Source organism: Amycolatopsis sp. NPDC051716 (genome assembly GCF_040681595.1).
In the GTDB taxonomy this organism is placed as follows: Bacteria; Actinomycetota; Actinomycetes; order Mycobacteriales; family Pseudonocardiaceae; genus Amycolatopsis.
On the sequence record NZ_JBFAZA010000009.1, the window covers coordinates 1 to 14,183 of the forward strand.

Annotated in this window: 13 protein-coding genes and 1 pseudogene; 7 read left to right on the plus strand and 7 right to left on the minus strand. The window is 73.4% G+C overall.

Features of this window, described 5'->3' with window-relative positions:
- Positions 1-103: 103 nt before the first annotated feature.
- Positions 104-472, plus strand: a complete 369-nt coding sequence (locus AB0M30_RS14060) for a helix-turn-helix domain-containing protein (RefSeq protein WP_364583991.1) — start codon at positions 104-106, stop codon at positions 470-472.
- A 101-nt stretch (positions 473-573) separates the two neighbouring features.
- A complete protein-coding gene (locus tag AB0M30_RS14065; RefSeq protein ID WP_364583994.1) occupies positions 574-969 on the plus strand; it encodes a nuclear transport factor 2 family protein in 396 nt (131 codons plus the stop codon).
- A gap of 1 nt (position 970) precedes the next feature.
- Here the strand turns inward: AB0M30_RS14065 and AB0M30_RS14070 are convergent, their stop codons facing one another.
- From AB0M30_RS14070 to AB0M30_RS14080, 3 genes are all read right to left on the minus strand, one after another.
- Complete coding sequence (locus tag AB0M30_RS14070) at positions 971-1,618, minus strand: response regulator transcription factor (RefSeq protein WP_364583997.1); 648 nt, start codon at positions 1,616-1,618, stop codon at positions 971-973.
- Complete coding sequence (locus AB0M30_RS14075) at positions 1,615-2,694, minus strand: sensor histidine kinase (protein ID WP_364584000.1); 1,080 nt, start codon at positions 2,692-2,694, stop codon at positions 1,615-1,617. The genes AB0M30_RS14070 and AB0M30_RS14075 overlap by 4 nt, the downstream gene beginning before the upstream one ends.
- 537 nt (positions 2,695-3,231) lie before the next feature.
- On the minus strand, positions 3,232-4,551 hold the full coding sequence (locus AB0M30_RS14080) for an alpha/beta fold hydrolase (protein ID WP_364584002.1): 1,320 nt from the start codon (positions 4,549-4,551) through the stop codon (positions 3,232-3,234).
- A gap of 164 nt (positions 4,552-4,715) precedes the next feature.
- On the opposite strand from AB0M30_RS14080, the gene AB0M30_RS14085 reads away from it, so the two are divergent.
- The 3 genes from AB0M30_RS14085 (at position 4,716) to AB0M30_RS14095 (ending at position 7,883) form a co-directional block, all read left to right on the plus strand.
- Entirely contained in the window at positions 4,716-4,973 is a 258-nt protein-coding gene (locus AB0M30_RS14085; RefSeq protein ID WP_364584004.1) for a hypothetical protein, read from the plus strand.
- A 107-nt stretch (positions 4,974-5,080) separates the two neighbouring features.
- Positions 5,081-6,841, plus strand: coding sequence for a murein biosynthesis integral membrane protein MurJ (gene murJ / locus AB0M30_RS14090; protein ID WP_364584462.1), 1,761 nt, complete (start codon positions 5,081-5,083; stop codon positions 6,839-6,841).
- Between the two features lie 532 nt (positions 6,842-7,373).
- Positions 7,374-7,883 carry a hypothetical protein gene (locus AB0M30_RS14095; protein ID WP_364584006.1) on the plus strand — a complete coding sequence of 170 codons (510 nt, stop codon included), beginning with the start codon at positions 7,374-7,376 and terminating at the stop codon, positions 7,881-7,883.
- A 73-nt stretch (positions 7,884-7,956) separates the two neighbouring features.
- Here the strand turns inward: AB0M30_RS14095 and AB0M30_RS14100 are convergent, their stop codons facing one another.
- On the minus strand, positions 7,957-8,916 hold the full coding sequence (locus AB0M30_RS14100; protein WP_360177409.1) for a chitinase: 960 nt from the start codon (positions 8,914-8,916) through the stop codon (positions 7,957-7,959).
- A 219-nt stretch (positions 8,917-9,135) separates the two neighbouring features.
- On the opposite strand from AB0M30_RS14100, the gene AB0M30_RS14105 reads away from it, so the two are divergent.
- A complete protein-coding gene (locus AB0M30_RS14105) occupies positions 9,136-10,416 on the plus strand; it encodes a GGDEF domain-containing protein (protein WP_364584009.1) in 1,281 nt (426 codons plus the stop codon).
- Between the two features lie 61 nt (positions 10,417-10,477).
- Here AB0M30_RS14105 and AB0M30_RS14110 read toward each other — a convergent pair whose 3' ends face one another.
- Both AB0M30_RS14110 and AB0M30_RS14115 read right to left on the minus strand, forming a co-directional pair.
- Positions 10,478-11,440 (minus strand): 2-oxoglutarate and iron-dependent oxygenase domain-containing protein, encoded by a 963-nt coding sequence (locus tag AB0M30_RS14110; RefSeq protein ID WP_364584011.1) that lies wholly within the window; start codon positions 11,438-11,440, stop codon positions 10,478-10,480.
- 64 nt (positions 11,441-11,504) lie between these two features.
- Positions 11,505-11,963, minus strand: coding sequence for a nucleoside deaminase (locus AB0M30_RS14115; RefSeq protein WP_103336228.1), 459 nt, complete (start codon positions 11,961-11,963; stop codon positions 11,505-11,507).
- A 111-nt stretch (positions 11,964-12,074) separates the two neighbouring features.
- Between AB0M30_RS14115 and AB0M30_RS14120 the strand changes: the two genes are divergently transcribed.
- Positions 12,075-13,031, plus strand: a complete 957-nt coding sequence (locus AB0M30_RS14120; protein WP_364584014.1) for a YafY family protein — start codon at positions 12,075-12,077, stop codon at positions 13,029-13,031.
- Positions 13,032-13,065: 34 nt separating this feature from the next.
- Here the strand turns inward: AB0M30_RS14120 and AB0M30_RS14125 are convergent.
- A pseudogene (locus AB0M30_RS14125) lies at positions 13,066-14,153 on the minus strand (winged helix DNA-binding domain-containing protein).
- Positions 14,154-14,183 lie beyond the last annotated feature (30 nt).

The following is a 14,183-nucleotide window of genomic DNA, read 5'->3' on the forward strand; positions in this document are numbered from 1 at the left end:
AAGGCCGCCTTGGGTGCGTTCAACGCAACCAAGGCCACATTGGGGCGCTCGGGGACCGGGCCGCTGTCACTGAACTTCGGACGCGCGACACTAGGGTGAGGCCGTGTCCGAACATCCGCCGCTCAGCGTGCTCACGGCGACCTGCCCCTCCCGCACGTCGCTCGCCCGGATCGCCAACAAGTGGACGGCCATGGTGGTCATCGCCCTCAGCGGCAGCCGGCTGCGCTTCGGCGACCTGCGCGCCGCGGTCGAGGGGATCAGCGGCAAGGTCCTCACCGAAACCCTGCGCGACCTCGAACGCGACGGGCTCGTCGAGCGGCACGCGTACGCGGAGGTGCCGCCGCGGGTCGAGTACGAACTGACCGCGCTGGGCCGCACCCTGCACGCGCCCCTGCAAGCGCTGGGTCACTGGGCCGAAGCGCACATCACCCAGGTGCTCGCGGCCCGCGAGGCCTACGACGCCCGGCAGTGACTGTGCCGGCTGTCACAGGCGCCAGCGGTTACGTTGAGGTAACCGGCCATCGGCGGTGACGATCGGATCATTCCCCCGAAAAGCCTGAGAGGAACGATCCGATGACCGAGCCCGCCAGTGTGGTCCGAAAGTACTTCGAAGCGTTGTCCGCCAAGGACTTCGCCACCGCCGCCGGGATGTTCGCCGACGACGTCCGCTGGCACCAGCCGGGCGGAAACCGGTTCTCCGGCACCCACCAGGGCGGTGCCGCGGTGGGCGAACTGCTCGCCGGGATGATCACGGTCAGTGCAGGGTCGTTCGAGCTCACGCTGACCGGCCCGCTGATGGCCAACGGCACCCTGGTCGCGGCCCCGATCCACTTCACCGCGAAACGCGAGGGCGCGGTCATGGACCAGCACGGCGTGGACGTGCTGCGGGTCGAAGACGGCCGGGTCGCGGAAGCGTGGCTGTTCTCCGGCGACGCGGCCGAAGAGGACGCCTTCTGGGGCGCGGCCTGAGTCAGCGGTCGTCGGCGAGGCCGTGTTCGTAGGCGTGGATCACGAGGTGCACGCGGTTGCGCAGGCCGAGCTTGGCCAGCAGCCGGGCCACGTGCGTCTTGACCGTGCCTTCGCCGACGACGAGGGCAGCGGCGATCTCGGCGTTGCTCATGCCCTTCGCCACGAGCCGCAGCACCTCGAGTTCCCGCGGGGTGAGGCGGTCGAGGCCGTCCGGCGCGCGCGGCGGTGCGGGGGCGGCGAACCGGCGGAGGGTGCGGCGGGTGACCTGCGGGTCGAGCAGGCCCTGCCCCTTCGCCGCCGCGCGGACGGCGCCGACCAGCAGCGCCGGCTCGCTGTCCTTGAGCACGAACCCGGCCGCGCCCGCCGCGAGCGCCCCGAACAGGTACTCGTCGACGTCGAACGTGGTCAGCGCGACGACCGCGGGCGCCGGGTTGACCGATTCGCCGATCCGGCGGATGGCGGCGATCCCGTCCAGCCGGGGCATCCGCAAGTCCAGCACCACGACGTCGACGCCGTACCGGGCCTTCTCGGCGGCTTCGGCGCCGTCGGCGGCTTCGCCGACCACCTCGATGTCGTCCTCGGCGTCGAGCACCAGGCGCAGGGCCCAGCGGACCTCCTCCTGGTCGTCCGCGAGCAGCGTGCGGATCATCGCGGGAGCCGGGCTTCGACGCGCCAGCCGGTCGGGTCGTTGGGCCCGATTTCCAGGGTGCCGCCGAGCAACCGGGTCCGTTCCCGCATCCCGCGCAGGCCGCTGCCTTCGGCCGGGGCGCCGGGGGTGGTGGAGCCGTTGTCGGCGACGGTGATCACGAGGGCGTCCGCGCGGTGGTCGACGCCGAGGTGCACGCGGGTCGCGTCGGAATGGCGCAGGACGTTGGTCAGCGCTTCCTGAGCCACCCGGTAGCCGGCGTGGCCGAGCAGCGGTGGCACGTCCGGCGAGCCGCGCCGGGTGAGGGTGACCGTGCGGTCCGGGCCGGTGGTGCGTTCGACCAGCGTGTCCAAATCGGACAGTGAGCTGCCGGTTCGCGGCAGCACGGCCCGCACTTCGGCGAGGGCGGTGGCCGAGGCGTCGGCGATGGTGGCCAGCGCCCGGTCGGCGGCCGGCGGCAGCGCGCGGGCGACGTGGCGGACCGCGGTGGCCTGCAGCCGGATCACGGTGAGGTGGTGGCCGACGGCATCGTGCACCTCCCGGGCGACGCGGGCGTGTTCCTCGGCGACGACCCGCCGGGTCTCCGCCCGGTAGAGGCGCTCGGCGTGCTCGGCGCGGTCCCGGTGCAGCCGCAGGGCGTACCCGGCCGCGACCGGCGCGACGCCGAGCAGAACGAGATCGGTGTAGGTGGCGGCGCCGGCCGGCCGGACCCCGGCGACGGCCAGGACGAGCAGCCAGCCCACGGAGCAACCGAGCACGCGCGGCCGCGGCCGGTGGTAGGCGGCCGACCCGAAGGCGGCCATGGCGACCAGCCGCCCGGGCCAGAGCGGCAGGGCGATGACAACGGCGGCGCAGAGCAAGGCGGCGCCGAGCGGAAAGCGACGCCGAAGCAGCAACGGCGCGGCCACGGCGGCGGCCCCGGCCCCGACGGCGAGCGGATCGGCCCCGGCCCGTTCGGCCAGCCCGAGCCCCAGCACGACCACCGCGGCGGCGCCGGTGACGAGGAGATTGCCGTTGGCGCCGCGGAGAAAAGCCGGCGGTTGCCACGGCCCCGGGCTGCTCGGGTGGTCGATGGCCATGTCCACGTTGTACACGTCCGGTGGGTTGGTGGTGCGGCTTCGAGATGAAGCCGGCGGGGGTGGGTGGCTGGGTGTGCTTGCGGTCGGCTGGTGGGGCGGGCGTGGGGTTTCGGTGGGCGGCGGGGTTCGGGTGGCTGGTGGTGGGTTGCGGTTGGCCGTGCGGTGCGGGTTCGGGCAGCAGTTGGGGTGGGTTCGGCCGGTGGGTTGCGGTGCGGTTTGGTTCCGGGCGGTTGCCGGGTTGGGTGCGGTTTGCTGTGCGGGTCCGGTCGGTCGGTGGGTTGGTTGAGCGGTGCGGGTCCGGCCGGTTGGTGAGTGGGTTGCGGGTTGGCTGGGCGGGGCGGGGTCCGGCTGGCTGGGGGGACGGGGTTCCGGTTGGCCGGGCAGGCGCGGTTTGGCGTGGTTGCGGTTGCCGGCGAGGGCTTCGGCGGGCTTGGGGCGCGGGCATTGAGTGGCTGAGCGGCCCAGGCAGCGGTGTTGCCGTGGATCCGTGGAGCGAGCCGTGGCGGTGAAGGCCGGGCCGGTCGGCCACCCCGCCGGTCAACCTTCGCTTCCGCAGCGCGCCCCTGCCGGCGGCAGCTGCCCGTCCCACAGCCACCGGTGCACGTAGCCGCGCACGCACGCGTTCCCCCGCAGGTACAGCGCGTGGTTCCCCGCCGACGGCAGATAGCTCCCGTGCAGCTGCGCCGCGACCCGGCGGCCGTGCTCGGCGGGTGTCAGCGGGTCGTCGTCGCCGTTGGCCACCAGGACCCGGGGCATCGGGGGCAGGGGTGCCGGTGGGTTGAGGCCCGTCCGGGGCAGCCCGGCGCACTGTCCCGCCACCCGCCACGGGTGCACGGCCCAGCCCAGCCGGGGCGCCGCCGCCCGCAGCTCGGCTTCCACCCGTTCGGCGGCCGGGAACCGGGCCGGGTCCGGGAAATCCGCGCAGAACGCCGTCCGGGCGAGACGGGCGTCGGGCGGGGCCGGGTGGGGTGTCACCGCCGAGGTGTCCCCGGCTTCGGCCGCGGCCAGGCCCGCCGCCAGCGCCGGCCAGCTCCGGTCGTCGCCGATCCGGGCCGCCGCCCACGCGACGGCCGTCCCCGCCGGCAGCGCGTCCCACACCGCGATCACGTCCCGCCCGTGCAGCGCGCAGCTCGGGTCCGCCGCGCACCAGCGGGCCATCCGGAACAGGTTGCGTTCGGCCGTCACCGCGCCGGCCCGGGCCCACGCCGCGGGATCGGAGCGGGTGTGGTCCAGCACGCTGTCGAGGTACATGCGCCCGACCCGGGAGCCGAACAGCGCCGCGTACGCCTGCCCGTACACCGTGCCGTACGAGCTGCCGAAGTAGTTCAGCCGGGGCTCGCCCAGCCGGGCCCGGATCGCGTCCATATCGCGGGCCACCTGCCGGGCCCCGAGGGGACCGGGGGTGGCCGTGCAGTCCGCCGCGAACTTCGCGTTGGCGGCGGCGTAGGCGTCATACGCGCTCTGGGTCAGCGGCCCCGGCAGAGCCGCGGGAACCGGCCCGGGACACGTGACATCGAGGCCGCGCGGGTCGAACACCACCACGTCGAACCGGGCCGCCAGGTCGGTGAACTGGTCGCGGAACCCCGGCACGGCGAAGAGCGGGATCGACTGCGCGGGACCGCCCGGGTTCACCAGCAGGGTGCCGAGTTTCCGCTCGCGCGCGGGGATCCGCAGCAACGGGACGGTGACGGTGGCCCCGCCGGCCGGGTGGTCCCGGTCAGCGGGTACCTCGATCCCGGTGCACGACAAGCCGTCGTAACAGTCTCGCCACGCCAAGCCCTCGTCCGCCGTAGCGGTCCCGGCCCCGGTCACCAGCAGCACGGCCACCGCCGCCACGTGCTTGAACAGTGCTTTCATGCCTCGATTCGAGCAGCCGGCGGCGCCGCGCGCGTCTGCCTCGAGACAGACTTTTCCGCCCGGGGAACCTCACCCACACCCCGGACGTCCTAGTGCCGTAAGTAACACCATCGGCCCAATGGGCGAATAACCCGTTGTAGTGGCGAAAAAAGGAAGGCAGTCCGGTGTCCGGTTCAGGAGTCGAGCTCACCCACCGCGCGATGGCCATGCTGAGGGCGGTGGCCGCGGGTCGTGCGCAGATGTCGTGCAGCTGTGAGCCCGACCTCTTCATCGACGGATTCGCCTGTTGCGATCAGATGACCGCCCACGCGCTGGCCCACGGCGGTTACCTCCGCCCCGGCGCCGAAGGGGCCACCGGCCGCGTCGCCGCCGAGCTGACCGAGGCGGGCCGCGCGGCGCTGGCGATCACCGTCGCCGCCTGAGCGGCTGATCATGAAGTCACGCAGGGTCGTGACTTCGCACAGCTGTTCGATTTATCCCGGGTCGCCGACCTGGCAGGCTTGTCCCCATGGCGGAGCACCCCCCACCGATGGACAACGAGGCGACGGTCTTCCTCCCGAGCGAGCTGCGGGGCCCGCACTGGCCGACCCGTGACCCCGACGTCTCCCGGCGGGCCTACGACGAGTTCGCCGGCCAGATCGTCGCGCGGCCGCCCGCGTCGCCGGTCAGCGCCGGGCGCGGGGAAGGTGCCGGCTCCTCGCTGGCGCGCTCCAGCGGCCGGATGGCGGTCGCCTCGGCCGTCAGCCGGGTCACCGGGTTCGTCGCGAAGCTGCTGCTCGCCGCCGTGGTCGGGGCCGGGGTCGTCAACGACTCCTTCACCGTCGCGAACACGTTGCCCAACATCGTCTTCGAACTGCTCTTCGGTGGTGTCCTGGCCAGCGTGGTGGTGCCGCTGCTGGTGCGCTCGCACGACGACCCCGACGGCGGCCGCGCCTACACCCAGCGGCTCATCACGATGGCGCTGGTGCTGCTCGCCGTCGGCACGGCCGTCGCGGTGGCGATCGCCCCGCTGTTCACCGCGCTCTACGTCGACAAATCGTCCGAGACCGCCAACTCCGGGCTGACCACCGCGCTGGCGTACCTGCTGCTGCCGCAGATCCTGTTCTACGGCCTCTTCGCGCTGCTTTCGGCCATCCTCAACGCGCAGAACGTGTTCGGCCCGCCGGCCTGGGCGCCAGTGCTGAACAACGTCGTCGTCACCGGCACGCTCGTGGTGTTCGCGTTCGTGCCGGGTGAGCTGACCCTCGACCCGGTCCGGATGAGCGACCCCAAGCTGCTCGTGCTCGGCCTCGGCACCACGCTCGGCATCGTCGCGCAGGCGGTCGTGCTCATCCCGGCGTTGCTGCGCACCGGGTTCCGGTTCCGCTGGCGCTGGGGCTTCGACCCGCGGATCAAGGAATTCGGCGGGCTCGCCGCGTGGATCCTCGGCTACGTCGTCGTCAGCCACGTCGGGTTCGTCATCACCACCCGCGTGCTGACCGGCGGCAACAGCGGCGGCGTGACGGCCTACAGCTACGCGTCCCTGCTTTTCCAGCTCCCGTACGGCATCCTCGGCGTTTCGCTGCTGACCGCGCTGATGCCGCGGATGAGCCGCGCCGCCGCGGACGGCGACACGGTCTCGCTCGTCGGCGACCTCTCGCTCGCCTCCCGCATGTCCACGGTGCTCTTCGTGCCCATTTCGGCGGTGCTGGCCGTGGTCGGCACACCGATCGGCATCGCGATCTTCACCTGGGGCCGCGGCACCCTCGACGACGCCGAGCGGCTCGGCCAGACCCTGGCGGTGTCGGCGGTCGGGCTGCTGCCCTTCGCGCTGGTCATGCTGCAGCTGCGGGTGTTCTACGCGATGAAGGACGCCCGCACGCCCACGCTGATCATGCTCGTGATGACGGCGGTGAAGATCCCGCTGCTGCTCCTGTGCCGCGGCCTGCTCGACGGCGAGCACGTCGTCTACGGCGTCATGCTCGTCAACGGCGCCGGGTTCGTGGTCGGCGCCGTCCTCGGCCAGGTCTGGCTGTGGGTCCGGCTCGGGCACCTGCGCAGCAAGCGGTCGCTGCGGGTCGGGCTGATCACGCTCTCGGTGAGCGGGCTCGGCGTGGTGGCCGCGGTGCTCGCCGGGCGCGCGGTGCCCGCGTCGCTCGGGGTGATTCCGGGGGCGTGGGTGAAGCTGCCGGTGCAGGGGCTGCTCGGGATGGCCGTGCCGTTCGGGTTGCTGGCGCTGCTGAAGCTGCCGGAGTTCACCCCGGTGACCCGGCGGGTGGCGGGACTGCGGCGGCGGTTGGTGGCTCGTTGACGGTGGGGCCGGTGGCGGGTTGCCGAGGTGTCCGGAGGCGCCCGGCGGTCCGCCCTGCGGCGGCAGTCGGCGCCTCGTTGACGGTGGGGGCCGGGAGCGCGGCCCGGTTGAGTCGCGCGGTGGTGAGGTTGGGGCTGCCGGAGTTCACTCCGGGACCCCGCGGGCACCGGGGGTTCGTGGCTCGTTGAGGCCCGGGCCGGGGCCGGGGGTGTGGCGCGGTGGCGGAGTGCGAAGGCTTCCGGGATCGCCCGGGTGGCGGCCGCAGGCGGACATTGGCGGCTCGTCGAGGTTGGGGCCGCGGGGTGCGGGGGTGGGGTCGCCGAGGCGTCCGGAGCCGCCCGGCTGTCCGCCCCTCCGTCAGCGGTTGCCGCCTCGTTGACAGCTACGGCCGGAAAGCCGATCCGGTTGTCTCGAAACGGTAACGAGAGGGCGGCGATCAGCGCGTTTACAATTGCCGCAAGGGTTTCTACTATCCACCGGGATCATGCGTCGCGGGCGAGCGCGGCGTGGGGGAATCGGGTGGAGGTCGTGCATGACGCGCAGCGCGCGCAGACGACGTGACAGAGTCACGGTCGACGAGCTGCTCAAGCAGACCGGGGCGCGGCCGCGCAAACCGGGCTCGAGGGCGGCCGAGCTGGCGGCGCGCCGGGACGTCGAGCCGGAAGGCGGGCCGCGTGGGGCGGCGCGGCTGGCGCTGGCGTCGGTGGTGACCGTCGTGCTGGGCGGGCTGGTCGTCGTGCTGGCGGCGCAGCCGGACTCCGTGCCCGGCTCCACGCAGTTCCCGCAGCTGCAGCCGGCCACCGCCGTGCCGTTGCCGTCCTCGACCGTGCTGGCCGTCCCGACCGAGACCACCACGCCGTCGCCGGCGGTGATGCACGCGCGCCGGACGCCCACGCCCACCCCGACTCCGACCGTCACGATCGAGCTGCCGCCACCGCCGCCCCCGTCCACGACCAAGACGAGCCCGCCGCCGGTCATCTGGAACCCCTACCAGTGCAACCCGTACTCCTGCGGGCCCTACCCCGGTGGGCCGCGGCGCTGACCCGCGAAGGCCCCCTCACCGACCCCGATGCCGGTGAGAGGGCCCCCGACAGCCCCACTACGGGTCCGGTGGGTCAGCCGGTGTAGCCGGCGACGATCTTGGTGAACGCGTACTTGTCCTGGCTGATCCCGCTGCACTCGCCACCGCCGCTGCAGTCGCGGTTGGTGGCCCAGAACGTGAACCGGGCCAGGTGGTGGCTCGTCGCGTAGCCGCGGATGGAGTTGAAGTTGGCGACCGTGACGGTCTCGCCCGCGTTGTCGGTCTTGCCGTTCATCGAGGAGAGGCCGCTGTGCCGGTAGGCGGTGTCGTCGTTCCAGCCGAAGGTGGTCTTGAGCTGGTTCTTCAGCCCGTCGACCGCGGACTTCGTCAGGGCGGCCATGTCACCGCCGCTGGAGAAGTCGAACGGCATGACCGACCAGACGTCGACCGGGGCGCCGATCGCCTTGGCCTGGTTGATCAGGCGCTTGCCCCACGAGTCGGGGCCGGTCGTGGTGGTGCCGATGGTGATGACGACCTTCAGGTTCGGGTTCTTCTGCTTGGTCAGCTTGACCGCGTTGAGGATGCGGTCCTGCACCGTGTTGTTCTGGAACTCGTCGGTGTTCTCGATGTCGAGGTCGATCGCCTTGAGCCCGTAGGCGTCGATCACCTTCTGGTAGGCACCCGCCAGCGCGGAGGCCGACGTGCACTTCGAGCCCAGCTTCGTGCCGGACCAGCCGCCGAAGGAGGGGATCACGTCCCCGCCCGCGTTGCGGATGTTCTGGATCATCGTCTTGTCGGAGCCGGTCAGCGACCGGCTGCCGTCCCACTTGGGGTTGCAGGAGCCGTCCGAGAGGACGAACGCGAGCGTAAACGCTTTCACGCCGGTCGCGGACATCGCGGCGGTCGGGCTGGTCTGCCCGCCCCACTGGTACAGGTACGGGGAGGCGAGCACGGGGTCGACCGCGGCCATGGCCTGCGGGGCGAGCCCGACCGTCGTCGCCAGGGCGGCCGAAGCCGCGGCCGCGAGGGTGAGGAGACGGCGCACTGATTTCATGGGGGTCCTCCGAAACGCGCAGGTGGAGCACCTCCGGTTTGAGGCGGCGGGATCAACCCGGGAGGAGTGCTGTGTGCCACCACACAGTGGACTAGACCAATGTTGTGTGTCAACCCTCCGTCGGTCGGAAAATGACCCACGGTGCCCGGAACTCGCGACGGTGTTAAATTCCCCTGAAGGCGGATCGACATGAGCCCGCATTCCGGCTACTTTGCCGAAATGGTGGGGGATTCCACGGTCGCCGCCGGCGGGGAAGGCCGCCCGGGCCGGTTCCTGGCCGCCCTCGTCCCGCAGCGCTGGGCCCCGCGGCGGTGGGCGCTGTGGCGGCTGCCGCGCCGCGCCCAGGTCTGCTACGTCGTCGGGATCGACGCCCTCGCCGTCGCCGCCGTCGTGCTCGCCGCCCTCCGCTTCCCGCCGCTCGCCGCGATGCTGACGCCGTTCGCGCTGCTCGCGGCCGGGATGCTCGTGTCGGCGGAGCTCGTGCGGCCGGTCGAGCGCCACCGCGAGGAGACCCTCCTCGGCCCCGGCGTCGACACGCCGTGGATCTTCGCCGGGGTGCTCGTGCTCCGCCCCGGTCTCGCCGTGGCGCTGGTCGTGCTCTCCGCGCTGCACCAATGGTTCCGGGTCCGCAGGAGACCCGTTCACCGGCAGGCGTTCGGCGCCGCGGCGACGGCGCTCGCCGGTCTCGTCGCGGGGGCCTTCCTCACCGCGACCGGCGTCCGCCCCCTCGGTGAGGTGCTCGGCTCCCGGACCGTCCTCCTGCTCACCGCCGCGGGGCTGGTGTTCCTCGCCGTCAACGCCGCGCTCGTGACCGGCGCCGACGGGCCACGACGGCCACCCGAAGCCGCACCCGCGTACGCCTTCGACGCCGCGATGACGGCCTTCGGCCTTCCGCTCGCCTGGGCCGCGGCGGCCGCGCCGCTGCTGGTTCCGGTGCTGGCCGGCGCCACCGTCGTGCTGCACCGCGGCGGGCTGGGCGGCGGCCGCCGCGACCACGTCACCCTCGACCCGGGCACCGGCGTGCTGACCGCCGCGTCCTGGCGCGGCGCGGCGCAGGCCCGGCTGGACCGCCCCGGCGGATCCGGCCCGGCCGTGCTGCTGCTCGACCTCGACCACTTCCGCCTGCTCAACGACCGCTACGGCGCCCGGATCGGCGACGCCGTCCTGCGCGCGGTCGCCGGCACCCTGCGCGACGAGGTCCGGGCCGCCGATCTCGTGGGCCGCTCCGGCGGCGAGGAGTTCGCGGTGCTGCTGCCCGGCACCGGCCCCTTCGACGCGATGGCGATCGCCGAGCGCATCCGCCTGCGGATCGCCTCGACGCTGGTGGCGCTGAAGGCTTCGGGTGATGGTCCGCAGTTCGTGGGGGTGACGGTGTCGATCGGTGTGGCGGGCTGTTCGGCTGGGCTGCTCGATGAGGCGTTGTTGGCGGCGGAGGGGGCTTTGCTGCGGGCGAAGGCGGCGGGCCGGAACCGGACGGTCTGTGCCGACCCGGCGTCGTGATCCGGCCGTGAGCACGGCTGGGCAACCGGCGATCCCGCTGAGCGGGAATGGGCGTGGAAAATCAGCTCATCGTGATCGCGTCCAGTTTTTCCTTCAGGTACTGCGACGCGATCACCTCGGGGTAGGTTCGCGTGCCCAGCGGCGGTGCCAGTGACGTGATCCGCGCGTCGTGATCGGTCTCGTAGAAGAAGATCAACGACACGAGGTCTTCGTCGGGCGCCGTCGCGGGCGGGGGGAGGACGCGGTGGCGCGTCGAGCGCCAGCGGTCGCCCGTCCAGCGGGCCATCAGGTCGCCGATGTTGACCGTGAACGCCTCCGGGTGGAACGGCGCGTCCGCCCACTCGCCGTCGGCCGTGCACACCTGCAGGCCGCCGACGCCGGCCTGGCGGTCGAGCACCGTGACCGTGCCGAAGTCGGTGTGCGGGCCGATCCGGAACTGGTCCGGCGCCGGCGGGCCGACGTGGGTCATCGGCGGGTACCAGTTGATGTTGAACGTGTACGTCGGGTGCGCGGTGTGGCGGGTGAAGTGGCTCTGCGCGAGACCGAGCGCCGCGGCGAAGATCTCCAGCAGGTGGTCCGCCAGCGCCCGCATCCGCCGCATGTACTCGGTGGCCACCTCGCCCAGGCCGGGCACCTCGTGCGGCCAGACGTTGGGCTGGAACCAGAACCCGTCGACCTCGGCCACGCCGGTCCGGGTGTCCGCGCCCGCCGAGTAGGACTCCTTGAGGTCGGGCGGGGTCTCGGTGCCCTCGGCGTAACCGTTGGCCTCGACCCCCGGCGGCAGCCAGCCGCGGCCGCCGACCGTGACGGCGTAGCGCTGCTTGACGTCCTCGGGCAGCGCGAAGAACTGCCGCGCCAGCTCGCGCGTCCGGTGGCGCAGGTCGTCCGGGACGCCGTGCCCGGTGACCAGCAGGAAGCCGGACTCCCGCAGCGCCTGGTCGATCCGGCCCGCCACTTCGGCCCGGCCCTCGGACGTGCCCGCGAACCACGGCGAAAGGTCCACGAGCGGAACGGATGACGGCATACCGGCTCCTGTAAAGCGCTGTTGGTCAAGCATGTCCGGTCGAGCGAGCCCGATCGCTACTGTCCTATTCGGACTTTTCCACCCCGATGTCCTCGAACCACAGGTCCGGGCGCGCGGCGATGAACTCCGTCATCAGCGCGGTGCAGCCGGGATCGTCGAGCAGGGTGATCTCCACCCCGAGCCCGGCGAGCCAGTCGTGACCGCCGTGGAACGTCTCGGCCTCACCGATGACGACGTGCCCGATACCGAACTGACGGACGAGCCCGGAGCAGTACCAGCACGGCGAGAGCGTGGTGACCATGATCGTGTCCCGGTAGTGCGGGCGGCGGCCGGCGTTGCGGAACGCCGCGGTTTCGGCGTGCATCGACGGGTCGCCGTCCTGCACGCGCCGGTTGTGCCCGCGGCCCAGCAGCGTGCCCGCGGAGTCGAACAGCGCGGCCCCGATCGGCACGCCCCCTTCGGCCTTGCCCCGCTCGGCTTCTTCGCGGGCGACGGCGAGCAGGGTGTGCGGATCGATCGGCATGCGTCACTCTTTCCGCCCGGGGTGGTGCCTGGCAAGTGTTTGAAGCCCGGACTGCACCTTCCGGCCGATCGCGGACAGGAGCTGTCCGCGATGTCTGGCACACTGCGTGCCATGTACGGCACCTCGGAACGGCTGCTCAGGCTGCTCTCACTGCTGCAAGCGCGCCGGGACTGGCCGGGTGCCGACCTCGCGGCCCGCCTCGAGGTCGACGTCCGCACGATCCGCCGCGACATCGAGCGGCTGCGCTCCCTCGGCTACCCGGTGCACGCGACGCCGGGGGTGGCGGGCGGCTACCGGCTGGGCGCGGGCGCGGCCCTGCCGCCGCTGCTGCTGGACGACGACGAGGCCGTCGCGGTCGCGGTCGGCCTGCGCACGGCGGCGAGCGGCACGGTCAGCGGCATCGAGGAGACGTCGGTGCGTGCGCTGGCGAAGCTGGAGCAGGTGCTGCCGGCCCGGCTGCGGCCGCGGGTGAGCGCGCTGCAGGCGGCGACGGTGTCGCTGCCCGGGGCCGGCCCGACGGTGGACGCCTCGGTGCTGACGACGATCGCCGCCGCCTGCCGCGACCAGGAACGGCTGCGGTTCGGCTACGGCGACCGGTCGGGGGCCGCGACGCAGCGGTCGGCCGAGCCGCTGCGGCTGGTCCACACGGGGCGGCGCTGGTACCTGGTCGCCTTCGACCTCGACCGCGCGGACTGGCGCACCTTCCGGGTGGACCGGATCACCGGGGTGCCGGCGGTGGGCTTCCGGTTCACGCCGCGCGAGCCCCCGGCCCCGGACCTCGCGGAGTACGTCTCCCGCCAGATCTCGGCGGCGGTCTACCCGCACCAGCTGGTCCTGCGCGTGGCCGCCCCGGCCGACGCGGTGGCCCGGCGCGTGCCGCCGACGGCCGGCGTGGTGGAGGCGATCGACGAGCACGGCTGCCGGGTGCGCACCGGGGCGAACACCCTGGACACGGTGCCGTACTACCTGGCCCAGTGGGGCTTCGACTTCGTGGTCGAGGAGGCACCGCCGGGGCTGGTCGAGCGGCTGCGGGAAGTGGCGGAGCGGTTCGCCCGGGCGGTCGGCTGAGCGCCGGCGAGCACGGCAGCCGTTGGTCGTCGCGCTAGCTCTGGACCCGGACGCAAGCGCTTTCGCCGTCGCTCAAGAACCCCGCCAGCTCGCTGCCCTCGGCCGCGAGCTCTTCGCGTTCCGCCCCGGTCAGCCGCCGCAGCGGCCGGACCACGACCGTGTCGCTCTCCGTCGTCCACGTCGCGGAAACGCGGCCGTCGACCAGGACCACCCGCTCGCCCGCGCCCGAGAGCCCGCGGTGGGCGTCGTCGATGATGCGGGAGCGGTCGTCGTAGCCGAGGATCGCGTTGTCGAACGCCGGCAGGAACCGGACCGGCGCCACCGTGTCCGGGTCGGGGCGGGGTGCCTCGGGCAGGTCGAACAGCTCGCGGCCCCGCTCGTCGCGGAAGACCACCAGCTCCTCGCGCACCGCCTTCACCGCGGCCGGCAGGCCGGCCAGGCCCGACCACGCGCGCAGGTCCGCCGTCGCCGCCGGGCCGAACGCCGCGAGGTAGCGCCGGACCAGCGTCCGCCCGACGCCGTCGGCCGGGTCGAGCGGGTCGGCGTCGCGGCGAGCCACGCGGCCAGCGGCAGGTTCCGCACGCCCGCCTTGGTGCGCCACAGCCCGCGCGGCGGCAGCTGCGCCGACGGGATCAACGCGGCGATCAGCAGCTCCCCGAGCGGGCGCGGGCCCGGCGCGGGCCACCGGTCGGCGACCGCCCGGGCGAGCTCGCCCATCGAGCGGGGTTCGCCGTCGGCCAGCACCGCCCGGCCCGCGGCGGCGAGCTCGGCGAAGTCGACGCCCTCGAGTTCGCGGCGGTAGGTGCCGACGACCCGCTGCCGCAGCATCGCGTCGAACCGGCTCCGCCACGCCAGGACGTCGACGGCGGTCAGCAGGTGCACGGTGCGGCGCATGAGGTGGGTCCGCACGACCTGCCGCCCGGTCAGCAGGGCGTCCAGCGCGGCCGGGTCGAACGCGCGCAGCCGCGACCACAGCCCGGTGAACGGTTCCTGCGGCTCCTGCGCCTGCAGGCCGCCGAGGTGGGCGACGGCGTCGAGCACGGGCCGGCCGGCCCGCTCGAGCAGCAGCTGCCGGGCGAGGGTGGCGCGGTTGAGGGCCCGCGCGTCGAGAACGTGGTGCACGAGGTCAGCGTGGCAGAGATAGCGGACAGG

Coding starts and splice junctions, on each gene's coding strand:
- AB0M30_RS14120 (WP_364584014.1), top strand. CDS start 12,075: ATGTACGGCACCTCGGAACGGCTGCTCAGGCTGCTCTCACTGCTGCAA.
- murJ (WP_364584462.1), top strand. CDS start 5,081: ATGGACAACGAGGCGACGGTCTTCCTCCCGAGCGAGCTGCGGGGCCCG.
- AB0M30_RS14110 (WP_364584011.1), bottom strand. CDS start 11,440: ATGCCGTCATCCGTTCCGCTCGTGGACCTTTCGCCGTGGTTCGCGGGC.
- AB0M30_RS14100 (WP_360177409.1), bottom strand. CDS start 8,916: ATGAAATCAGTGCGCCGTCTCCTCACCCTCGCGGCCGCGGCTTCGGCC.
- AB0M30_RS14080 (WP_364584002.1), bottom strand. CDS start 4,551: ATGAAAGCACTGTTCAAGCACGTGGCGGCGGTGGCCGTGCTGCTGGTG.
- AB0M30_RS14070 (WP_364583997.1), bottom strand. CDS start 1,618: ATGATCCGCACGCTGCTCGCGGACGACCAGGAGGAGGTCCGCTGGGCC.
- AB0M30_RS14105 (WP_364584009.1), top strand. CDS start 9,136: ATGGTGGGGGATTCCACGGTCGCCGCCGGCGGGGAAGGCCGCCCGGGC.
- AB0M30_RS14115 (WP_103336228.1), bottom strand. CDS start 11,963: ATGCCGATCGATCCGCACACCCTGCTCGCCGTCGCCCGCGAAGAAGCC.
- AB0M30_RS14065 (WP_364583994.1), top strand. CDS start 574: ATGACCGAGCCCGCCAGTGTGGTCCGAAAGTACTTCGAAGCGTTGTCC.
- AB0M30_RS14075 (WP_364584000.1), bottom strand. CDS start 2,694: ATGGCCATCGACCACCCGAGCAGCCCGGGGCCGTGGCAACCGCCGGCT.
- AB0M30_RS14095 (WP_364584006.1), top strand. CDS start 7,374: ATGACGCGCAGCGCGCGCAGACGACGTGACAGAGTCACGGTCGACGAG.